This window comes from Kribbella sp. NPDC048928 (assembly GCF_043197975.1).
In the GTDB taxonomy this organism is placed as follows: domain Bacteria; phylum Actinomycetota; class Actinomycetes; order Propionibacteriales; family Kribbellaceae; genus Kribbella.
Window position 1 is genome coordinate 561,134 of sequence record NZ_JBICUC010000003.1, and the last position, 21,310, is coordinate 582,443.

Consider the following 21,310-nt stretch of genomic DNA (forward strand, 5'->3'; position numbering starts at 1 on the left):
GGGGTAAACGCTTGGTGACCGGACGGGCCTCTCCACTAGGGTCGGCGAATGCTTCCCGCCCGGATCGACGTCCCGCCCGCGACGTACCTGGAGCAGGTCGGGACGATCTTCGCTCGCTTCGGTGACGGTACGCAGGACTCCGGCAACGTCTCGTACGGGGTACGGACCGCGACCACCCAGTACTTCGTGAAGACGGCCGGCGACCGCGACAACACCGAGGCGTACCTCGGCTTCGACGACCGCGTGGGACTGCTCCGCAACGCCGCCGAGCTCGCGCACTCCGTCAGTCACCCGACCCTGCCCGCGCTGCACGCTGTCATCGAGTCGCCGGACGGGCCGTTGCTCGTCTACGCCTGGCGCGCCGGCGACCTTCTCGGCCGGCGCCACCCTGCCTACGAGCGCTTCAAGGCGTTGCCGACCGACGAGATCCGTACCGCGCTCGACACGCTCTACGAACTCCATGCGGCGCTGGACGCGGCCGGATGGATCCCGGGCGACTTCTACGACTCGTCCATGCTGTACGACTTCGGATCGCGTGCGCTGACCGTCTTCGACCTGGACTTGTATCACCGTGGGGCGTACCGCAACACGATGGGGCAGATGTTCGGCTCCAGCCAGTTCATGGCGCCTGAGGAGCACGTGCTGGGCGCACCTATCGACACGCGTACGACGGCGTACGTGATGGCTCGTACTGCGCGGGTACTGCTGCCTGAACCGCCGCCGGCGCTCGACGAGGTGATCGTCGAGGCGACCACGGCGCGCTTCCCGAACTATCGGGCCTTCTACGACGCGTGGCTGACGGCCTCGTCGACGATCGAGGAGAGCCGGACCAACCGCTCGACGTGATCGCCAGGATCGGGCTGGCTGAGCGACCAGGCGGCTCGGGCGACAGCTGTCACGGCAGCGGTCAGAACTGCGCCGCGACGTACGAGAATGGCGGGCCAACGGGCCGCGCTGCCTTCCTGGTAAGCGATCACGAGCTCCTCGAGATCGTGACCGGTCGACAGGAACAGATAGCCCAGATCGAACCCCAGCGGCCCGATCCCGAACTGCTCCCAGTCGACGGCGACCACGTGGTCCCCGTCGCGGCGCAGCAGATTGAGCGGGTGCGCGTCGCCGTGGACCGCCCGGTGCGGCAGTCTGTCGAACTCCGCCATCACCTCCGACCGCCGCGCCCACAGCAGGTCGCAGAGCGTCCGCAGCTCGGCTGACAGTCCGGGCGCGGTCGCCAGCGGGGCCCACCCGCCGCGCGGCTCGTCGTTGGCCAGCCGGTCGCGCAGAATGGCGCGGGCGAACCAGTCGGCCGGCTCGAGCTCGTTCAGCGCGAACCGGCCGAGCGCATCGGCCAGTTCGGCAGGCCCGACCTCGGCCGGTTCGACGGCCTCTGTCCAGAGCGTGATCCCGTCGGGATCGGTGTCGAGCTTGACGCACCGCGGCGCCCGCAGGCCGGCACTCAGCTCGAACCGCCCACTGGACGCGACCTCGGCCTGCCGGCGCCAGTACGCGTAGTGATCCGGCCGCTCGACGCCCGGCCGGAGCCGCTTCACCACGAACCCGTCGGTGGTCCGCCAGACCCCACCGTTCGATACGCCGGTCCCCACCGTGAGTGGGGTCCAGCTGTCCTTAGGTCGCCATTGCATCGAGCAGGACTATCACGGTTCGCCGGACCGATTCCAGCAGGTGAATTCCAGGTGCCGTGGGTGGCCGGGAGAACGGTGGGCTGGGAAGATGAGAGGCTAGTAGTGAGCGCTTGCTTACTGTGGGTCATCAAGGCGTTGCGCGGTGGACAGGAAGTCCAGTTGGCGGGCGTCATGAGGTAGTCTCGGGACACCCGGCTTGGGCCAGTGTTGTCCCGCGGCCAGTTGTATTTGACCGTAGGACGACGGGAGCCCCTGAATGTTTGGTCGCCCCCCATTCCCGAGCGAGGGTCTGTACGACGGACGGCACGAGCACGACGCGTGTGGTGTTGCCTTCGTCGCGACCCTGACCGGTGAACCCAGCCACGACATCGTGGCGAAGGCATTGACCGCCCTGCGGAACCTCGAGCATCGTGGCGCGTCCGGCGCCGAGCCCGACTCCGGCGACGGTGCCGGCATCCTGATCCAGGTGCCGGACGCCTTCTACCGCAAGGTGTGCGAGTTCGAGCTGCCGGCGCCGCACAGCTACGCGACCGGTATCGCGTTCCTGCCGGCCGATCCGGACGACGCCGCGAAGGCGGTCGCCCGGATCGAGGAGCTGGCCGCCGAGGAACAGCTCGCGGTCGTCGGCTGGCGGGACGTCCCGACCACGCCCGAGCTGCTCGGCTCGACCGCCCGTTCGGTGATGCCGACGTTCAAGCAGCTGTTCGTGACCGCGAAGGCCGGCCGGGTGCTCGGCCTGGCGCTGGAGCGGATGGCCTTCCGGCTGCGCAAGCGCGCCGAGAAGGAGACCGTGACGTACTTCCCGTCGCTGTCCGGCCGGACCATCACCTACAAGGGGATGCTGACCACCGACCAGCTGGACAAGTTCTTCCCGGAGCTGACCGACCCCGACCTCGCGTCCGCGATCGGCGTCGTGCACTCGCGGTTCTCGACGAACACGTTCCCGTCCTGGCCGCTGGCGCACCCGTACCGGTACATCGCCCACAACGGCGAGATCAACACCGTCCAGGGCAACCGGAACTGGATGCGCGCCCGCGAGGCGCTGCTGTCCAGCGACCTGATCCCCGGCGACCTGGAGCAGCTGTACCCGATCTGTACGCCGGGCGCTTCCGACTCGGCGTCGTTCGACGAGGTCCTCGAGCTGCTGCACCTGGGCGGCCGTTCGCTGCCACACGCGATGCTGATGATGATCCCGGAGGCGTGGGAGAACGCCGCCACGATGGATCCGAAGCGGCGCGCGTTCTACGAGTTCCACTCGACGCTGATGGAGCCGTGGGACGGCCCGGCGTCGGTGGTCTTCTCCGACGGTACGAAGGTCGGCGCGGTCCTGGACCGCAACGGTCTGCGTCCCTCGCGGTACTGGGTGACCGACGACGGTCTGGTCGTACTGGCCTCCGAGGCCGGCGTCCTCGACATCGACCCGGCGACCGTCACCGAGAAGGGCCGGCTCGAGCCCGGCCGGATCTTCCTGGTCGACGTCGACGCGCACCGGATCATCACCGACACCGAGGTGAAGAACGCGCTCGCGGCCGAGAACCCGTACGACGAATGGCTGCACGCCGGCCTGATCCGCTTCGAGGACCTCCACGAGCGCGAGCACGTCGTCCACAGCCACGCGTCGGTGACCCGGCGCCAGCAGGTCTTCGGGTACACCGAGGAGGAGCTGCGCGTCATCCTCACCCCGATGGCGAAGTCGGCCGCGGAGCCGATCGGCTCGATGGGCACCGACACCCCGATCGCGGTGCTCAGCGACCGGCCGCGGCTGCTGTTCGACTACTTCGCGCAGCTGTTCGCGCAGGTCACGAACCCGCCGCTGGACGCGATCCGCGAGGAGCTGGTGACCTCGCTGTCGTCCAGCCTCGGCCCGGAGTCGAACCTGCTCAACCCGAGCCCGGCGTCCTGCCGCCAGGTGGTGATCCCGTTCCCGGTGATCACCAACGACGAGCTGGCCAAGCTCCGGCACATCAACCTCGACGGCGACATGCCCGGTCTGGCCACCACGGTGCTCCGCGGTGTGTACGACGTCGAGGGCGGCGGCGAGGCGCTGAAGGCGCGGCTCGACGAGCTGTGCGCCGAGGCGAGCGCCGCGATCAACGACGGCGCCCGGATCCTGGTGCTGTCCGACCGGCACTCGAACGCCGACCACGCGCCGATCCCGTCGCTGCTGCTCACCGCCGCGGTGCACCACCACCTGGTCCGGGAGAAGACCCGCACCCAGGTCGGCCTGGTGATCGAGGCCGGTGACGTCCGTGAGGTCCACCACGTCGCGCTCCTGATGGGGTACGGCGCGGCTGCCATCAACCCGTACCTGGCGCTGGAGTCCGTCGAGGACCTGTGCCGCCAGGGCACGTACCTGCCGGGCATCGAGCCCGAGCAGGCGATCCGCAGCGTGGTGAAGTCGCTCGGCAAGGGCGTCCTCAAGGTGATGTCGAAGATGGGCGTCTCGACCGTGGCGTCGTACACGGGTGCCCAGATCTTCGAGGCGAACGGCCTGGCGCCGGAGCTCGTCGACCAGTACTTCACCGGGACCGCGTCCAAGCTCGGCGGCATCGGCCTGGACACCATCGCCGAGGAGGTTCGCCGCCGGCACCTGCGCGCGTACCCGGCCGACGGCATCCTGCCGGCACACCGCAAGCTCGAGATCGGCGGCGAGTACCAGTGGCGCCGTGAGGGCGAGCCGCACCTGTTCGACCCGGACACGGTGTTCCGGCTGCAGCACAGCACCCGGACCGGGCGCTACGACATCTTCAAGCAGTACACCTCGAAGATCGACGAGCAGTCCGAGCGGCTGATGACGCTGCGCGGGCTGTTCGGGTTCGGCAGCGACAGGCAGCCGATCCCGATCGACGAGGTCGAGCCGGTGAGCTCGATCGTCAAGCGGTTCTCCACCGGCGCGATGAGCTACGGCTCGATCAGCATGGAGGCGCACCAGACGCTGGCGATCGCGATGAACCAGCTCGGCGGCAAGTCGAACACCGGTGAGGGCGGCGAGGACGCCGAGCGGCTGTACGACCCGGCCCGGCGGAGCTCGATCAAGCAGGTCGCGTCCGGCCGCTTCGGCGTCACCGCGGAGTACCTGACGAACTCCGACGACATCCAGATCAAGATGGCGCAGGGCGCGAAGCCCGGCGAGGGCGGGCAGCTGCCCGGCCCGAAGGTGTACCCGTGGGTGGCAGGCACCCGGCACTCGACGCCGGGCGTCGGCCTGATCTCCCCGCCGCCGCACCACGACATCTACTCGATCGAGGATCTGGCGCAGCTGATCCACGACCTGAAGAACGCGAACCCGGCGGCCCGGATCCACGTGAAGCTGGTCTCCGAGGTCGGCGTCGGCACGATCGCCGCCGGCGTCTCGAAGGCGCACGCGGACGTCGTCCTGATCTCCGGGCACGACGGCGGCACCGGCGCGGCGCCGCTGACCTCGCTGAAGCACGCGGGCGGTCCCTGGGAGCTCGGCCTCGCCGAGACCCAGCAGACCCTGCTGCTGAACGGGTTGCGGGACCGCATCGTCGTCCAGACCGACGGCCAGCTGAAGACCGGCCGCGACGTGATCATCGCGGCCCTGCTCGGCGCGGAGGAGTACGGCTTCGCGACCGCGCCGCTGGTGGTGTCGGGCTGCATCATGATGCGGGTCTGCCACCTGGACACCTGCCCGGTCGGCGTCGCCACCCAGAACCCGGTGCTGCGGGAGCGGTTCTCCGGCAAGCCCGAGTTCGTCGTGAACTTCTTCGAGTTCATCGCCGAGGAGGTCCGCGAGTACCTGGCGCAGCTCGGTTTCCGGACCCTCGACGAGGCCATCGGGCACGCGGAAGTACTGGACATCCAGCGCGCGGTCGACCACTGGAAGGCCGACGGGCTCGACCTGTCGCCGATCCTGCACGTACCGGCGCTGCCCGAGGGCGCGTCGCTGCACCAGACCGTCGAGCAGAACCACGGCCTGGACAAGGCGCTCGACAACGAGCTGATCCGGATCTGTCAGCCGGCGCTCGACAACGGCGAACCGGTCCGCGCGCAGCTCGCGATCCGGAACGTGAACCGGACCGTCGGCACGATGCTCGGCCACGAGATCACCAAGCGGTACAAGGCCGCCGGCCTCGCCGACGGCACGATCGACCTCACCTTCACCGGTTCGGCGGGCAACTCCTTCGCCGCGTTCGTACCGCGCGGAGTCACCCTGCGACTTGAGGGTGACGCCAACGACTACGTCGGCAAGGGCCTGTCCGGCGGCCGGATCGTGATCCGGCCGGACCGCCGCGCGCGGTTCGACGCGGCCGGGCAGATCATCGCCGGCAACGTCATCGCGTACGGCGCGACGGCGGGTGAGCTGTTCATCAGCGGCGGGGTCGGCCAGCGGTTCTGCGTCCGGAACTCCGGCGCCACCGCGGTCGTCGAGTCGGTCGGCGACCACGCCTGCGAGTACATGACGGGTGGGCGCGTCGTCGTACTGGGCGCCGTCGGCCGGAACTTCGCAGCGGGCATGTCGGGCGGCGTGGCCCACGTGCTCGACCTGGACCGCGCCCTGGTGAACCCGGAGCTGGTGGACCTGCTCCCGCTCACCGAGGCCGAGTCCGATCTGTTGCAGGACCTGGTGCAGCGGCACCTCGAGGAGACCGGTTCGGAGCTGGCGGCCAAGCTGCTCGCCGACTGGGAAGCGGCCGGTTCGCGGTTCACCACCGTGATGCCCCGCGACTACGCCCGGGTGCTGGCGGCCAAGGCGGCCGCCGAGCGCGACGGCCTCGACGAGGACGCCACCACGCGAGCGATGATGGAGGCCATCTGATGGCTGATCCCAAGGGGTTCCTGACCACCGGACGCGAGGTCGCCGACCGGCGGCCGGTCGGCGAACGGGTGCAGGACTGGAAAGAGGTGTACCCCGGCGGTCCGGGCAAGGCGCTGCTGCCGATCATCGGCAAGCAGGCCGGGCGCTGCATGGACTGCGGCATCCCGTTCTGCCACAACGGCTGCCCGCTCGGGAACCTGATCCCGGAGTGGAACGACCTGGTCTGGCGCGACGACTGGTCGAGTGCGATCGAGCGGCTGCACGCGACCAACAACTTCCCGGAGTTCACCGGGCGGCTCTGCCCGGCGCCGTGCGAGACCGCCTGCGTACTGGGCATCAACCAGGACCCGGTGACGATCAAGAACGTCGAGGTCGCGATCATCGACAAGGCCTGGGAGACCGGTGACGTGCAGCCGCAGCCGCCGGAGTGGCTGACCGGCAAGACGATCGCGGTCGTCGGGTCCGGCCCGGCCGGCCTGGCCGCCGCCCAGCAGCTGACCCGGGCCGGCCACACCGTCGCGGTGTACGAACGGGCCGACAAGCCCGGCGGCCTGCTGCGGTACGGGATCCCCGAGTTCAAGATGGAGAAGGAACAGGTCGACCGCCGGATCCAGCAGATGAAGGACGAGGGCACGGTCTTCCGTTCCGGCGTCAACGTCGGCGCCGACGTCACCGGTACGCAGCTCAAGCAGCGGTACGACGCGGTGGTGATCGCGACCGGATCGACGGCCGCACGGGACCTGCCGGTGCCGGGCCGTGAGTACGGCGGCATCCACCAGGCGATGGAGTACCTGCCGCAGTCCAACCGGGCCTCGCTCGGGCAGACCGTCGAGGACCAGATCGTTGCGACCGGCAAGGACGTGGTGATCATCGGCGGCGGCGACACCGGGGCCGACTGCCTCGGTACGGCGCACCGGCAGGGCGCGCGCTCGGTGACCCAGCTGGAGATCATGCCGCGGCCGTCCGACGAGCGCCCGGGGCACCAGCCGTGGCCGACGTACCCGATGACCTACCGGGTCGCGTCCGCCCACGAGGAGGGCGGCGACCGGGTGTACGCGGTCTCCACGGTGAACTTCGAGGCCGATGCCGACGGCAACGTCTCGGGGCTGAACCTGGTCGAGGTCGAGTTCTCCGAGGGCCGTTTCAACCCGGTGGAGGGCTCGGAGCGGACCATCCCCGCGCAGCTGGTGCTGCTCGCGATGGGCTTCCTCGGTCCGGAGCGCGAGGGTTTCCTCGAGCAGCTCGGCGTCGAGCTCGACGAGCGCGGCAACGTGAAGCGCGACAAGCAGTACCAGACCTCGGTCGAGGGCGTCTTCGCGTGCGGCGACGCGGGCCGCGGGCAGTCCCTGATCGTCTGGGCGATCGCCGAGGGCCGATCTTGCGCGGGCGGTGTCGACGCGCACCTCACCGGCTCCTCCACCCTCCCCACGCCGATCCCACCCACCGCGCGCCCGCTGGCGGTCTGAACCAGGGATCCTTGGGCACCCACCAACCGAAATGCGCGCCTCGCGACGGTTGGTCGGTGCCCAAGGTGGTCCGGCTCGATAGGTTGGAAGCGTGGCAGCGCGGCTGGTGACGAAGGCTCGGCTCCGGGTGATTGCGCCCTGGGCCGCGTTGAGCGTGCTCTTCGTGGCGACCTCGGTCGTGGTCGGGTTGTTCGGGTTCCTGAACGACTCCGAGCGGGTCACGATCGGCGCCCACGCCGCGACCGTCTCGCCGACGTTCGACGGTCATGCCACGCTGGACCTCGGCGCGGTGCTGCCGCGGCTGCGGATCCCCACCGGTACGCCGGGCGGGATCGGCATCAACATCGACGTCCAGGAGACCGACGCCGGCAACCTCACCGAGCTGCTCACCCGCGACACCCTGATCGCCTCCCAGCCCGACGGTGAGATCGGGCGGATCAAGCAGGTCATCCAGCAGATGGCGGTCGACAACGCGGTCGCCGGCGCCGGATCCGGGCTGCTCGTCGTCGTGGTGGTCGCGACCCTGTGGAGGACGATCGGCGTACGCCGGCGGCGCGAGCTGTGGCACCTGGTCCACCGGCACGAGCGGCGCGTGGAGCACCGGGCGATCGTCGTCCTGGTCGCGATGCTGATCACGATCGCCTCGATCTACGGCCCGGGGCGGATGCGGCAGGCCGAGGTACCGCCGACGCAGTGGCAGCCGCTGTTCAAGCTGCTGCCCGAGCTCGGGTTCGACGACCGCCTGAAGACGGTCGAGGTCGCGTCGGGGTTCTCCACCACCGGTGGGGTCGGCGTGATCCGGACGCTGGTCGAGACGTACCGGAAGTCCACCGAGCTGTACGGGCGGCTCAAGGACCGGGTCGCCGATGTCGCGCCGCAGATCCACCAGCCGAGCGAGAAGGAGAAGGTCGCGCTGCTCGTGTCGGACCGGCACGACAACATCGGCATCGACGGCTTCGCCTCCGCGGTGGCGAAGGCGGGCGGCGCCAAGCTGCTGATCGACGCCGGCGACGACACCTCGTCGGGACAGCCCTGGGAAGCGTTCAGCATCAACTCGCTGCGACAGCACTTCAAGGGCTTCAAAGTCGTCGCGGTGGCCGGCAACCACGACGCCGGCGGGCATGTCGAGGAGTTCATGCGCAAGGCCGGGTTCACGGTGCTGGACAGCAAGCCGGTCGAGGTCGAAGGGATCCGCTTCCTCGGCGACAGCGACCCGACCAAGACCGGGCTCGGCAGCGCCGACAGTCCAGGTGATGAGACGATCGAGCACCAGTCGCAACGGCTCGCCGACGTCGCGTGCGGCCAGTCCGACGACAAGCGGATCTCGACGATGGTCGTGCACGATCCGTCGTCGTTCGCCGACACCGCGGCCCGCGGCTGCGCGACCCTGCTGCTGTCCGGCCATCTGCACCGCCAGGTCGGGCCGGAGCACCGGGTCGTCGACGATCGCGCGGTCACGACGTACACGAACGGGACGACCGGGGGAGCGGCGTACGCGTTCGCGCTGGGCTACACCCTCCGGAAGCCGGGTGAGGTCACCCTCGTCACGTACCAGGAAGGGCTCCCGGTGGGCCTGCAGACAGTCACCGCACAACCCAGTGGCGATGTCGTCGTCGGGGCCTACACCCCCTTGGGTTCTTGACGATTCAGCCGTTGTCGCCAGTTGTCGTCAACTGTTAACTGGCCGGTAACGGGGGCGGACCAGCAGGCCCAGTGGTTTGCAGGAGTAGGGTTTTGTGACGTGCGTCGCGCAAAGATCGTTTGTACGCTCGGCCCGGCTACGGCCGCCCCGGAGCGCATCACGGAACTCGTCCAAGCCGGTATGGATGTCGCAAGGCTCAATCTGAGTCACGGTGCCCATGCCGAGCACGAGCGCATCTACCAGCGGATCAGAACGGCCGCGGCGGAGACCGGGAACAACGTCGGCATCCTCGTGGACCTCCAGGGCCCGAAGATCCGGCTGGCCGAGTTCGCCGAGGGCAAGGCCACACTGACCTACGGCGAGCGCTTCACGATCACCACCCGGGAGGTGCCGGGTGACCAGACCATCTGCGGAACGACGTACGACGGGCTGGCGGGTGATGTGAGCCCGGGCGACCAGCTGCTGATCGACGACGGCCGGATCGCCCTGGTCGCCGAGGAGGTCACCGACACCGACGTGATCTGCCGCGTCACCGTCGGCGGGCCGGTCTCGAACCACAAGGGCATCAACCTGCCGGGTGTCGCGGTCAGCGTGCCGGCCATGTCCGAGAAGGACGCCGAGGACCTGCGCTGGGCGCTGCACCTGCCGGCCGACATGATCGCGCTGTCGTTCGTCCGGGACGCCTCGGACATCCAGCTCGTGCACAAGATCATGGACGAGGAGGGGCTGCGGCTCCCGGTCGTCGCGAAGATCGAGAAGCCGCAGGCGGTCGCCAACCTGGACGAGATCATCGAGGCCTTCGACGGGTTCATGGTGGCCCGCGGTGACCTCGGCGTGGAGCTTCCGCTCGAGGAGGTCCCGCTGGTCCAGAAGCTGATCATCGACCAGGCCCGGCTGAACGCGAAGCCGGTGATCGTCGCCACCCAGATGCTCGAGTCGATGATCTCCGCGCCGCGGCCGACCCGCGCCGAGGCCTCCGACGTCGCGAACGCCGTCCTCGACGGTGCCGACGCGGTGATGCTGTCCGGCGAGACCAGCGTCGGTCGCTTCCCGATCGAGACCGTCAAGACGATGGCCCGGATCGTGGAGTCGACCGAGGACCACGGCCTCAGCCGCGTCCAGGAGATCGAGTGGGAGCCGAAGACCAAGGGCGGCGTGATCGCCCGCGCGGCTGCGGACGTCGCGGAGCGGCTGGACGCGAAGTACCTGATCGCGTTCACGCAGTCCGGTGACACCGCGCTGCGGCTGGCCCGCTACCGCACCGAGGTGCCGCTGCTCGCGTTCACCCCGGTGCCGTCGGTCAGCTCCTGGCTGAGCGTGGTGTGGGGCATCTCCACCCACATCGTCCCCACGGTCGAACACACCGACGAGATGGTCCGCCAGGTCGACCAGCGCCTCCTCGAGCTCGGCATCGTCCAGAAGGGCGACCTGGTAGTCATCGTCGCCGGCTCCCCGCCCAGCATCCCCGGCTCCACCAACGCCCTCCGAGTCCACCGCATGGGCGACGCCATAGAAGGCATAGCCCCCGCCTACCGAAGCCCCAACCCGTAACAAGCAGTTGTGAACGAGGCGGTCGGTCAACAGACCGACCGCCTCACCCATGTTCGGCCTGGGCCGCGTCCAAGCACGACAGCCGGCTTGGGGAGGATTCCCCACCCGATTCGGGACGAAATACTCCCCACATCAGCTCGTCCCGCAGCTGTCGGAGTTGAAGAGGCCGCGGAGGAAGAGTTCGGGGTGCTGGGCAACGAGTTGTTGCTGCCAGTCCTCCAGTTCCACGGCCAGCGCTTCCAGTACGAGACGATGTGCAGCCAACAGCCTGTACGCGGTACACCGGGCAGCTCGGGTGTACCGCGTGCGACGGCCTGTCGAGTGGTGCGGGGTGCACTGGCGGCACTCGCGCATCTGCTATGGACGATCGCGTTGAGTGCGATGGCCCGCGTCCGCTCGTCGTACATGACAAGAGTTTGGCGGGCGCCGCCTACAGTTTTCTGTGCCCTGGGTGGGACTCGAACCCACACTGTGCGGGTTTTGAATCCGCTCCCTCTGCCAATTGGGGTACCAGGGCCGACTCCGAGAGTTGGCTCCGAAATCGTAGCGCACACAGGCGATGGGGCGTGAATCCGGCGTGACCAGAAACTGTCGGTGGGCTGTCCGACGATGAGGCATGGGGCACATCAGGTCGCAGGAGACGGTCGACTCGGCGTTGCGGATGTCGGACAACGGCGTCAGTGACAAGACGAACGCAGAGATCCACGGGGTTGCCGTCAAGACGATTCGGCGGTGGCGGCGGCTTTATCAGCGGCGGGGTCTGCCTCGGGGGACCGGGTTTCAAGGGACGCCGTGTCCACGGTGTGATGGTGTGGAGTTGGATGAGGCGGCGTACGCGTTGTTGTTGGGGTGGTATCTCGGCGACGGTCACATCGCGCAGGCGCGGCGTGGTGTCTTCACGCTGCAGATCGCCAACGACGAGCGCTACCCGGACCTCAACCGCGAGATCTTCGAGACGATCAAGCTGGTGAAGCCGACGGCGAGCCCCTGTCCGCGCCGAGGGGTCGGCGTCGTGCGGACCGAGGCTCGGTGGAAGCACTGGCCTTGCTTGTTTCCGCAGCATGGGTCTGGGCGGAAGCATTTGCGGAAGATCGAGTTGGCGGAGTGGCAGCGGGAGATTGTTGCCAAGTACCCCGAACAGTTGTTGCGGGGGTTGTTCCACTCGGACGGGTGCCGGTTCGTGAACTGGGCCAGCAAGCCGGACGGCCGGCGGTACTACTACGTGCGGTACATGTTCTCGAACGAGTCGGCGGACATCCGGAAGATATTGACCGATGCGCTGGATCTGTTGGGGATTGCTTGGCGGCAGCCGCGGCGGAACGCGATCGCGGTGAGTCGGCGGGAGGGGGTTGCGGCGTTGGACGGGTTTGTGGGGGCCAAGGGCTGAGTGGGTGTCGATAGGGTGTCGGGTGTGACTGCTAAGCGTGTGGTGATCGCTGAGGACGAGGCTTTGATCCGGATGGATCTGGCGGAGATGCTCGCGGAAGAGGGGTACGACGTCGTCGGGCAGGCCGGGGACGGCGAGGAGGCGATCCGGCTGGCGATCGAGCACAAGCCGGACCTGGTGATCCTCGACGTGAAGATGCCCAAGCTGGACGGCCTGAGTGCGGCGGAGAAGATCGCGGGGGAGCGGATCGCCCCGGTGCTGATGCTGACCGCGTTCTCGCAGCGGGAGCTGGTCGAGCGGGCCCGGGACGCCGGCGCGATGGCGTACCTGGTGAAGCCGTTCTCCAAGACCGATCTGCTGCCCGCGATCGAGATCGCCGCCTCCCGGTACGTCGAGCTCGCCGAGTTGGAGCGTGAGGTCGCGGACCTGTCGGAGCGGCTGGAGACCCGCAAGCTGGTCGACCGGGCGAAGTCGATCCTGCAGACCAAGTTCGGGCTGTCCGAGCCGGACTCGTTCCGGTGGATCCAGAAGACCGCGATGGACAAGCGGGTCTCGATGCGCCAGGTCGCCGAGCTGGTGGTCAACGAGGCCGGTGACGCCTGAGGCACGACGCTGCGTGGTCATCAGGCCGTACCGGCGTGTCGTGACCGTGAGGTGAACCTGGCGGCGCAATCGTGACGAACCGTGGCGGTCTGCCCGCTTGACCACCGTCGAATCTCACCCTGCAGACCCGTTCGCTGACCGAACGTTACTGACACAGTCGCGGGGTCAGTAACCAGGTGATCGGACGATACTTACCGGGGTAACGACCTCACAACACAGCCAGTGCGCTGTTCGCTTGGAAGCTTCACGGGGTCTAACCTGCCGGTGCTCGTGGCAAATGCGCGAGAGTCCCGGGTTCGCTGGGACTATCCAGACATTGGAGGAACAGTGCACCAGCGTTCCGTAGTACGGGTCGGCGCGTCGCTGATCGTTGCGTCGTTGGCCCTGACTGCCTGCGGTTCACGCAGTGGCAACGACTCTGGCGGGGGTTCCGGAGACTCGACCAAGACCGCGAAGATCGGCGTCATCGCGCCGCTGTCCGGAGACTTGTCGGCTCTGGGTCTGGGTATCCAGCACTCCGTCGAGCTGGCCGTGAAGCAGGCCAACGACACCAACGCGATCCCGGGCTGGAAGCTCGAGGTGAGCGCCAAGGACGACGAGGCGAAGCCGGACACCGGCAAGAACGCCGCGACCGCGCTCGCCGGTGACCCGGACGTGATCGGCGTCGTCGGCACCCTGAACACCAGCACCAGCCAGCAGGTGCAGCCGGTGCTCGCGCCGAAGAACATCGTCCAGGTCTCGCCGGCCAACACCGGCCCGGGCCTGACCCAGGGCGCGAACTGGCAGACCGACCCGAAGCGGCCGTACCCCACGTACTTCCGGACCTGCACCACGGACGCGGTCCAGGGCCCGTTCGCGGCCCGGTACCTGTACGAGACCGCCAAGATCACCAAGGTCGCCACGATCCACGACAAGAAGGCGTACGGCCAGGGTCTGGTCGGCACCTTCACCGAGGAGTTCAAGAAGCTCGGTGGTCAGGTCGTCGCGGCCCAGACCATCAACCCGGACGACTCGAACTTCCAGGCCGTCATCTCCGCCGTGAAGCCCTCGGGCCCGCAGGCGGTCTACTACGGCGGTGAGTACCCGCAGGCCGGTCCGCTCTCGCAGCAGATGAAGGCCGCCGGCCTGAACGTCCCGCTGATGGGTGGCGACGGCATCTACGACCCGAAGTACATCACCCTGGCCGGTAAGACCAGCGACAACGACCTCGCCACCTCGGTCGGCGCCCCGGTCGACTCGCTGCCGTCGGCGAAGAAGTTCGTCGAGGACTACAACGCGGCCGGCTTCAAGGAGCCGTACGCGGCGTACGGCGGTTACTCCTACGACGCGGCGAACGCGATCATCAACGCCCTGAAGACCTCGCTGAAGGACGCCAAGGACGTCGAGTCCGCGCGGCAGGCCACGGTCGATGCCATGAGCAAGGTTTCCTTCGACGGCGTGACCGGGAAGGTGGCCTTCGACCAGTACGGCGACACCACCTCGAAGGTCCTCACCGTCTACAAGGTGACCGGCGGCAAGTGGGCCACCGTCGTGACCAAGGAATTCGAAAGCAAGTAAGCAGGGTCGACCTCATGTCTCGGGGGTGGGAGTGATCCTCCCACCCCCGAGACGTGTCACAACCGAGGCAGATGGGAGGTCGACGTGGACCAGTTCTTCCAGCAGCTCGTCAACGGACTGACCTTGGGCTCGCTGTACGCCCTGATCGCGGTCGGCTACACGGTCGTGTACGGCATCGTGCAGCTGATCAACTTCGCCCACGGCGAGGTGTTCATGATCGGCGCGTTCGGCGCGCTGACGACGTACCTGTTGTTCTTCAACGGTCACACCAGCGTGTGGATCCTCCCGGTGATGATCGTCGGCGCGATGATCGCGTCGGTCAGTACCGCGGTGCTGATGGAGCGTGTCGCGTACCGTCCCCTGCGGAACGCGCCACGACTCGCACCGCTGATCACCGCGATCGGTATCTCCGTGTTCCTGCAGGAGTTCGTCCGGCTCTTCTACGAGCGTCCGGGCTGGACCGTCCTGGTGCTCGCGGGCCTGGCGATCGCGGCCGGTTACGCCGTCGGCGGCCGGCAGGCCAAGGCGCACCTCGACCACCCGGTCAGCAAGTGGTACGACCGCGCACCGCTGCTCGGCGGTGCCGGTGGTGCGGTGGTGCTGTGGATCGTCGTACGGCTGATCAACGGCGACGTGTCGGCGCTGTACATCGTGGCGGCGGTCGTCGGCGGTGCTCTCGTCGGTACGGGCCTGGGTGTCCTTGCCGGCCGGGTCGCGAAGAAGCGCGCCCAGGTACACATCGACGTCCGCCCGGTGGCTGCCGCGGCGGTCGCGGCGGTGCTGATCGCCGAGGTCGGCTGGATCCTCTTCAAGGACCTGATCAACAAGGTCGAGTGGCCGAGTGCCAAGCAGCGCATCCCGTTCCCGCAGCTCGACGTGGTGACCGGTTCGGCGCTGCAGGTCGGCGGCGTGACCATCCAGCGGTCCGCGATCTTCACGGTCGCGGCGCTCGTGGCCTGCTCCGTACTGCTGTGGTTCTTCATCAACCGGACCCGCCTCGGCCGCGGTATGCAGGCCGTCTCGCAGGATCCGGACACCGCCCGGCTGATGGGCATCAACGTCGACCGGATCATCGTGGTCGCGTTCGCGCTCGGTGCCGTCCTGGCGGCGATCGCGGGTGTCTCGCAGGGTCTGCAGAACAACAACATCGAGTTCCGGATGGGCTTCCTGGCCGGTCTGAAGGCGTTCACCGCCGCGGTGCTCGGTGGTATCGGCAACGTCTACGGCGCGGTCGTCGGTGGTCTGGTCCTCGGCCTGGTCGAGGCGATGGCCACGCAGTACATCCCCGGCCAGTTCGGCGGTAGTACCTGGAAGGACGTCTGGGCGTTCGTGATCCTGATTCTGGTTCTGGTGTTCAGGCCGCAGGGCCTGCTCGGCGCGAGGGTGGTGGACCGGGCATGACGGACGTGAAGACGCCTGTGGACGACGAGATCGGGGCCCCGGTGGCGAAGCCGGGCAAGCCGATCGCCTGGCCGCTCGGCCTGGCGGGTGCGGCGCTGCTGATCATCGGGTCGTTCCTGTCCTGGAGCTACGACAAGACGATCCTGAACGACCTGTCGATCAACTTCTATCCCGGTGGCCTGCAGATCCTGGCGATCATCGGCGCGGTGCTGTCGCTGGTACTGCTGCTCGCCGAGAAGGGCCCGCTGGCCAAGCTCGGCGCGTGGCTGGACGCCACGCTCGGCCTGCGGATGCTCGGTACCGGTCTGGCGATCTACATGGTGCTGATCCTGGTTGCGATCACCACCGAGTCCGACGGGCTGATCAACGTGAACCCGGGCGGCTACGTGTCGCTCGTCGGTGCCCTGCTGCTTGCGGTCGCGGCCTGGATGCTGCCGTTGCGGCAACTGCGGGACATGAGCGAGGCGCGGCTGCCGGGCTGGTTCGAGATCCTGGCGATCGCGGTACTGATGGGCGCGATCCTGTACGCCGCGGCGTACGCGCTCGGCCTGCAGGACGCCTGGTCGTTCATCCTCTGCCTGGTGTTCGTCGCGGTCGTTGCGGTGGCGCTGTTCAGGTCCGGTGCGATGTCGTGGATCGGTCACGTCGCGCAACGCCGCAAGAAGGTGCTGACGCTGGCCGCCTTCGTGGTCGCGTTCCTGTTCCCGTTCACGCAGAACGGTTCGGACGCGAACATGTCGATCGCGAACCAGGTGCTGATCTTCGGTGCCACCGCGATGGGCCTGAACATCGTGGTCGGCCTGGCCGGCCTGCTGGACCTGGGGTACATCGCGTTCCTGGGCGCCGGGTCGTACACGGCCGCGGTGCTCTCGACGTCGGCCTTCGCGACCATCGGCTGGAAGCCGAACTTCCTGATCGTGGTGCTGATCGGTGGGTGTGTGTCCGCGATCCTGGGTCTGATCATCGGTACGCCGACCTTGCGCGTCTCCGGCGACTACCTGGCGATCGTGACGCTCGGCTTCGGTGAGATCTTCCGGTTCTCGATGGGCAACCTGGACGGCAACAACGGCCCGAACCTGACCAACGGACCGAACGGTGTGCCGGGCATCCCGGACTGGAAACCGTTCGGCTTCGACTTCGGCAAGGACCATACGTTCGGCGGGTTCGAGATCGGCCGGTTCTCGAACTACTACTTCGTCCTGCTGCTGCTGATCGGCGTCGTCATCCTGATCTTCGCCCGGCTGAACAACAGCCGGATCGGCCGCGGCTGGGTCGCGATCCGGGAGGACGAGAAGGCCGCCGAGGCGATGGGCGTGAACGTGTTCGGCCTGAAGCTGCTCGCGTTCGCGGTCGGTGCGTTCCTGGCCGGTCTGGCCGGCACCATCAAGGCTCACCAGGACGCGGCCGTCAGCCCGGACCAGTACCAGTTCCTGGAGTCGGCGTTCCTGCTCGCCGCGATCGTGCTCGGCGGTATGGGCACCATCGCCGGTGTGTTGCTCGGTGCAACGATCCTGAAGCTGCTGCCGGAGAAGCTGCGGTTCTTCCAGGAGTACCGGCTGCTGATGTTCGGTCTGCTGCTGGTGCTGATGATGCGGTTCCGGCCGGAGGGTCTGGTCGCGAGCAGACGAAGGCAGCTCGAGTTCCACGACGAGAACGAGGAGCTGGCCGTCGAAGTCGAAGAGGAACGCTTGGCCGTCGGGGAGGCGAAATGACCATCACCGAGCCCCGGACCGAACGCACGATCGGCGAGCCGGTCCTGGAAGCCTCCGGCGTGACCATGCGGTTCGGCGGTCTGCTGGCGGTCAACGACGTCAACCTGACCGTTCGCAGCGGGGAGATCGTCGGTCTGATCGGCCCGAACGGGGCCGGCAAGACGACGTTCTTCAACTGCCTGACCGGCCTCTACAAACCGACCAGCGGTCAGGTCCGGTTCGCCGGCGTGCCGCGGCGGGCACCGAAGCCGCCGAAGGTCCGCAAGGGTGAGGCGCTCGATCTCGAGGCGGTGCCGGTGCAGCAGCTCGCCGCGCTGACACCGCTCCCGCCAAAGCCGCGGGCCGTGGTCCGGGCAGGGATGGCGCGGACGTTCCAGAACATCCGCCTGTTCGCGAACATGACCGCCCTGGAGAACGTGATGGTCGGGCGCTACTGCCGGACCAGCGCGGGCGCGCTCACCTCGGTGCTGCGCGGGCCGAAGTTCCGCCGCGAGGAGGAGGCCACCCGGGTCCGGGCGCAGGAGCTGCTCGACTTCGTCGGCCTCGGCCGGTCGGCCGAGCACCTGGCGCGGAACCTGCCGTACGGCGACCAGCGCCGGCTCGAGATCGCCCGGGCGCTGGCCACCGACCCGAAGCTCATCCTGCTCGACGAGCCGACGGCCGGTATGAACCCGCAGGAGACCCGGCAGGCGATGGACCTGATCTTCAAGATCCGGGACTCCGGCCTGTCGGTGGTGGTGATCGAGCACGACATGCGGTTCATCTTCAACCTCTGCGACCGGGTGCTCTGCCTGGTCCAGGGCGAGGCCCTGATCGAGGGCACGCCAGAACAGGTGCAGTCCGACCCGCGGGTGATCGAGGCCTACATCGGCACCGGCGAGGACGACGACGAGGACGAGCAGCCGCAGGACGACGTACCAGCAGAGGAGAAGCCATGAGCGCGATGCTCGAGGTCAAGGACCTGGAAGTTGCCTACGGCAAGATCCTTGCGGTGAAGAAGATCAGCTTCAGCGTGGAGCAGGGGCAGGTGGTGTCGCTGATCGGCACCAACGGCGCCGGCAAGACCACCACGCTGAAGACGATCTCCGGGCTGCTCCGGCCGACCGCCGGGGAGATCTGGTTCCAGGGCGAGCGGATCGACCACGTGGCCGCGCACGACATCGTCACCCGCGGGCTGGCGCACTCGCCCGAGGGGCGGCGGATCTTCCCGCGGCTGTCGGTCGAGGAGAACCTGATGCTCGGCGCGTTCGCGCGCAAGGATCCCGCGGGAGTGCGCTCCGATCTGCAGGCGGCGTACGACCTGTTCCCGATCCTCGGGGAGCGCCGCCGGCAGCCGGCCGGTACGTTCTCCGGCGGCGAGCAGCAGATGCTGGCGATGGGCCGCGCGATGATGAGCCGGCCGAAGCTGATGATGCTCGACGAGCCGTCGATGGGTCTGTCGCCGCTGATGATGAAGCGGATCATGTCCACGGTGACCGAGCTGCAGAAGCAGGGCACCACGGTCCTGCTCGTCGAGCAGAACGCCCAGGCCGCGCTGAAGCGGGCCGACTACGGGTACGTACTCGAGGTCGGGCAGATCGTCCTGTCCGGCACCGGCCGGGACCTGCTCGTGAACGACTCGGTCCGCAAGGCCTACCTCGGCGAGGACTAGTACGTCGCGTTGCTGGTTCAGTTGCGGATGACAACGAGCAACTGGACCAGCAACGGCGCGACGATCAGCGCGGGCAGCAGGTCCGCGACCGCAACCTGCTTGATTTTCAGCAGTCTGAGCGCCACGCCGATGAGCATCACGCCTCCGGTGGCGCCGAGCGCGGTCACGTGAGCATCCGGCAGTACGTCGCCGAGAACCGCTCCGACAGCTGTCATCGAGCCCTGAACCACCAGGACGACCAGGGCAGATGCGGCCACGCCCCAGCCGAACGAGGCTGCGAACGCGATGCTGGTGAAGCCGTCCAGGACCGCCTTCAGGAGCAACTGGTCGGCGCCGCGGCCGAGCCCGTCGGACAGTGACCCGAGGAAGGTCAGCGGCCCGACGCAGAACACCATCGAGGCGGACACGAACCCCTCGACGAAGCTGCCCCGGCCCTCGCCGCGGTCGAACCGGCGCTGCATCCAGGCACCGAAACCCTCCAGGCGTTCCTCGATCTTGAGCAGCGAGCCGATGATCCCGCCGATCAGCATCGCGCCGAGCACGATCAGCACCGGGGCGCTGTCGCCGACCGCGTCGCTGAGGGCCTTGTCACCGACGGTGAGGGCCGAGGAGATCGCGATCAGCAGCGTGACCAGGCCGATCGCGTCGGTGACCAACTCTCTCGTCCGGTGACTGAGGCGGTGCCCGACGAGCACGCCGAGTACTGAACCGACGAGCACCGTCGCCACGTTCACGACGGTCCCGATTCCGATGAACAACCTGGTCTCCAACTCGACTTTGCAGGTGCCCCCCGAGGGCCTACTGTTGCGCGAGGACGAGCGTATCTGCCCGTCTGTTCACCTCGGGGGTGGACCGGACCGGGAGGTCGCTGTGGTGGCAGCCATCGAGGTGAGGGACGCCCGGCCGGAGGACGCCGACGCCCTGGTCACGCTCTGGCGTGAGCTCAGCACCGCCGCCGGTCTGCCGTCCCGGTTGCCCGCGCCGCCGTCGGTCGCCGCCGCGGAAGTTGCCGTCAGCAAACATCAGGACGACCCGTTCGGCCGGCTGCTGGTGGTCGAGCTGGACGGCGACGTGCACGGCATGGCGTACCTGCGCCGGACCGCGGTCAGCCCGCTGCACGACGACAGCACCATCGCTGTCGAGTACCTGCACGTCAGCGACGCCGCCCGCCGGCACGGCCTGGGCAAGGCCCTGATCGCCGAGGCCGTCGCCTGGGCCGAACACGAGAGCTGCGCGCACCTGGCCGTGGTCGCGCCCGCGATCGCCCGTGAGGCCAATCGGTTCCTCGCCCGGCTCGGGCTCGGCCAGGCCGGCGTGCTGCGGTTCGCGAACACGTTGACCGTCCGTCGACGGCTCGCCGCCGAGCACGCGCCGAACCTGCTGGCCCTGCTCTCCTCGCGCCGCTCCGCCTTCGCCCGCCGCGCGGTCAGCTCCCGGTCGGTGAGCTCCCCGGCGGAGCCTGAATCAGCTGGCAAGTGATCCGCGCGGTGCAGACCCGCTTGTCGCGGTCGTCGGTGATGACGACCTCGTACGACGTGGTGGTCCGCCCGAGGTAGACGGGCGTCGCGACACCGGTCACCACCCCGTCGCGGACCGCGCGGTGATGGGTCGCGTTGATGTCGACGCCGACCGCGACCTTGCCGTACGCCGACGCGTGCAGCGCGGAACCGATCGAGCCGAGGCTCTCGGCCAGGACACAGGACGCGCCGCCGTGCAGCAGCCCGTACGGCTGGGTGTTGCCCTTGACCGGCATCGTCGCGACGACCCGCTCCGGGGACGCCTCGCTGACAACGATTCCCATCGTCTGCAGGAGGGTGCCCTCCAGGTTCATGCCCGGTCCGAGGTTCGATCCATCTGTCTTGTCTGTCACCGCAGCAGTGTGTCAGAACTGTCCTTGGTACCCACTAGAGTCGGTGTGTG

17 protein-coding genes, 1 tRNA gene and 1 pseudogene are annotated in these 21,310 nt (G+C 68.3%); 14 read left to right on the forward strand and 5 right to left on the reverse strand.

The genetic code is table 11. From position 1 onward, the window contains the following. The first annotated feature begins 48 nt into the window (after nucleotides 1–48). The gene (locus ACGFI6_RS16100) at nucleotides 49–846 is read left to right on the forward strand and encodes a hypothetical protein (RefSeq protein WP_393119099.1); all 798 of its coding nucleotides are present in this window, start codon (nucleotides 49–51) and stop codon (nucleotides 844–846) included. Here ACGFI6_RS16100 and ACGFI6_RS16105 read toward each other — a convergent pair. Continuing rightward, on the reverse strand, nucleotides 783–1,640 hold the full coding sequence (locus ACGFI6_RS16105) for an aminoglycoside phosphotransferase family protein (protein WP_393119101.1): 858 nt from the start codon (nucleotides 1,638–1,640) through the stop codon (nucleotides 783–785). The two genes, ACGFI6_RS16100 and ACGFI6_RS16105, sit on opposite strands and share 64 nt — an antisense overlap. A gap of 256 nt (nucleotides 1,641–1,896) precedes the next feature. On the opposite strand from ACGFI6_RS16105, the gene gltB reads away from it, so the two are divergent. The 4 genes from gltB (at nucleotide 1,897) to pyk (ending at nucleotide 11,079) form a co-directional block, all read left to right on the forward strand. Then, nucleotides 1,897–6,420 carry a glutamate synthase large subunit gene (gltB, locus tag ACGFI6_RS16110; protein WP_393119102.1) on the forward strand — a complete coding sequence of 1,508 codons (4,524 nt, stop codon included), beginning with the start codon at nucleotides 1,897–1,899 and terminating at the stop codon, nucleotides 6,418–6,420. Further along, nucleotides 6,420–7,886 carry a glutamate synthase subunit beta gene (locus tag ACGFI6_RS16115; RefSeq protein WP_393119103.1) on the forward strand — a complete coding sequence of 489 codons (1,467 nt, stop codon included), beginning with the start codon at nucleotides 6,420–6,422 and terminating at the stop codon, nucleotides 7,884–7,886. Before gltB ends, ACGFI6_RS16115 begins: the two co-directional genes overlap by 1 nt. A 91-nt stretch (nucleotides 7,887–7,977) precedes the next feature. After that, nucleotides 7,978–9,528 (forward strand): metallophosphoesterase, encoded by a 1,551-nt coding sequence (locus ACGFI6_RS16120; protein WP_393119104.1) that lies wholly within the window; start codon nucleotides 7,978–7,980, stop codon nucleotides 9,526–9,528. 99 nt (nucleotides 9,529–9,627) lie between these two features. Beyond that, nucleotides 9,628–11,079: a pyruvate kinase gene (gene pyk, locus ACGFI6_RS16125; protein WP_393119105.1), complete on the forward strand. Its 1,452-nt coding sequence runs from the start codon at nucleotides 9,628–9,630 to the stop codon at nucleotides 11,077–11,079. Between the two features lie 132 nt (nucleotides 11,080–11,211). On the opposite strand, the gene ACGFI6_RS16130 is transcribed toward pyk, so the two are convergent. Next, nucleotides 11,212–11,343 (reverse strand): hypothetical protein, encoded by a 132-nt coding sequence (locus ACGFI6_RS16130; RefSeq protein WP_393119107.1) that lies wholly within the window; start codon nucleotides 11,341–11,343, stop codon nucleotides 11,212–11,214. Nucleotides 11,344–11,522: 179 nt separating this feature from the next. After that, a tRNA-Leu gene (locus tag ACGFI6_RS16135) sits at nucleotides 11,523–11,596 on the reverse strand. Between the two features lie 294 nt (nucleotides 11,597–11,890). Here ACGFI6_RS16135 and ACGFI6_RS16140 point away from each other — a divergent pair. From ACGFI6_RS16140 to ACGFI6_RS16175, 8 genes and pseudogenes are all read left to right on the forward strand, one after another. Then, nucleotides 11,891–12,466, forward strand: a complete 576-nt coding sequence (locus ACGFI6_RS16140) for a transcriptional regulator (protein WP_393119109.1) — start codon at nucleotides 11,891–11,893, stop codon at nucleotides 12,464–12,466. A gap of 15 nt (nucleotides 12,467–12,481) precedes the next feature. Then, a complete protein-coding gene (locus ACGFI6_RS16145; RefSeq protein WP_393119111.1) occupies nucleotides 12,482–13,069 on the forward strand; it encodes an ANTAR domain-containing response regulator in 588 nt (195 codons plus the stop codon). A 327-nt stretch (nucleotides 13,070–13,396) separates the two neighbouring features. Next, nucleotides 13,397–14,626, forward strand: a complete 1,230-nt coding sequence (locus ACGFI6_RS16150; protein WP_393119113.1) for a branched-chain amino acid ABC transporter substrate-binding protein — start codon at nucleotides 13,397–13,399, stop codon at nucleotides 14,624–14,626. Nucleotides 14,627–14,743: 117 nt separating this feature from the next. Next, nucleotides 14,744–15,064 (forward strand): annotated as a pseudogene (locus tag ACGFI6_RS16155) (branched-chain amino acid ABC transporter permease); the annotation flags it as partial. A 30-nt stretch (nucleotides 15,065–15,094) separates the two neighbouring features. Then, the gene (locus ACGFI6_RS16160) at nucleotides 15,095–16,027 is read left to right on the forward strand and encodes a branched-chain amino acid ABC transporter permease (protein WP_393119742.1); all 933 of its coding nucleotides are present in this window, start codon (nucleotides 15,095–15,097) and stop codon (nucleotides 16,025–16,027) included. Continuing rightward, nucleotides 16,024–17,739, forward strand: coding sequence for a branched-chain amino acid ABC transporter permease (locus tag ACGFI6_RS16165; RefSeq protein WP_393119115.1), 1,716 nt, complete (start codon nucleotides 16,024–16,026; stop codon nucleotides 17,737–17,739). Before ACGFI6_RS16160 ends, ACGFI6_RS16165 begins: the two co-directional genes overlap by 4 nt. Further along, nucleotides 17,736–18,677 (forward strand): ABC transporter ATP-binding protein, encoded by a 942-nt coding sequence (locus ACGFI6_RS16170; RefSeq protein WP_393119117.1) that lies wholly within the window; start codon nucleotides 17,736–17,738, stop codon nucleotides 18,675–18,677. Before ACGFI6_RS16165 ends, ACGFI6_RS16170 begins: the two co-directional genes overlap by 4 nt. Beyond that, nucleotides 18,674–19,390 (forward strand): ABC transporter ATP-binding protein, encoded by a 717-nt coding sequence (locus ACGFI6_RS16175; RefSeq protein WP_393119118.1) that lies wholly within the window; start codon nucleotides 18,674–18,676, stop codon nucleotides 19,388–19,390. The genes ACGFI6_RS16170 and ACGFI6_RS16175 overlap by 4 nt, the downstream gene beginning before the upstream one ends. Nucleotides 19,391–19,407: 17 nt before the next feature. On the opposite strand, the gene ACGFI6_RS16180 is transcribed toward ACGFI6_RS16175, so the two are convergent. Continuing rightward, nucleotides 19,408–20,148 (reverse strand): DUF554 domain-containing protein, encoded by a 741-nt coding sequence (locus ACGFI6_RS16180; protein WP_393119120.1) that lies wholly within the window; start codon nucleotides 20,146–20,148, stop codon nucleotides 19,408–19,410. Between the two features lie 115 nt (nucleotides 20,149–20,263). Here ACGFI6_RS16180 and ACGFI6_RS16185 point away from each other — a divergent pair, with 115 nt between their 5' ends. Then, nucleotides 20,264–20,869, forward strand: a complete 606-nt coding sequence (locus ACGFI6_RS16185) for a GNAT family N-acetyltransferase (protein ID WP_393119122.1) — start codon at nucleotides 20,264–20,266, stop codon at nucleotides 20,867–20,869. On the opposite strand, the gene ACGFI6_RS16190 is transcribed toward ACGFI6_RS16185, so the two are convergent. Continuing rightward, nucleotides 20,817–21,221 (reverse strand): hotdog fold thioesterase, encoded by a 405-nt coding sequence (locus tag ACGFI6_RS16190; protein ID WP_393119744.1) that lies wholly within the window; start codon nucleotides 21,219–21,221, stop codon nucleotides 20,817–20,819. The genes ACGFI6_RS16185 and ACGFI6_RS16190 overlap by 53 nt on opposite strands. Between the last annotated feature and the right edge of the window lie 89 nt (nucleotides 21,222–21,310).

Coding starts and splice junctions, on each gene's coding strand:
- ACGFI6_RS16100 (WP_393119099.1), top strand. CDS start 49: ATGCTTCCCGCCCGGATCGACGTCCCGCCCGCGACGTACCTGGAGCAG.
- ACGFI6_RS16105 (WP_393119101.1), bottom strand. CDS start 1,640: ATGCAATGGCGACCTAAGGACAGCTGGACCCCACTCACGGTGGGGACC.
- gltB (WP_393119102.1), top strand. CDS start 1,897: ATGTTTGGTCGCCCCCCATTCCCGAGCGAGGGTCTGTACGACGGACGG.
- ACGFI6_RS16115 (WP_393119103.1), top strand. CDS start 6,420: ATGGCTGATCCCAAGGGGTTCCTGACCACCGGACGCGAGGTCGCCGAC.
- ACGFI6_RS16165 (WP_393119115.1), top strand. CDS start 16,024: ATGACGGACGTGAAGACGCCTGTGGACGACGAGATCGGGGCCCCGGTG.
- ACGFI6_RS16170 (WP_393119117.1), top strand. CDS start 17,736: ATGACCATCACCGAGCCCCGGACCGAACGCACGATCGGCGAGCCGGTC.
- ACGFI6_RS16175 (WP_393119118.1), top strand. CDS start 18,674: ATGAGCGCGATGCTCGAGGTCAAGGACCTGGAAGTTGCCTACGGCAAG.
- ACGFI6_RS16190 (WP_393119744.1), bottom strand. CDS start 21,221: ATGAACCTGGAGGGCACCCTCCTGCAGACGATGGGAATCGTTGTCAGC.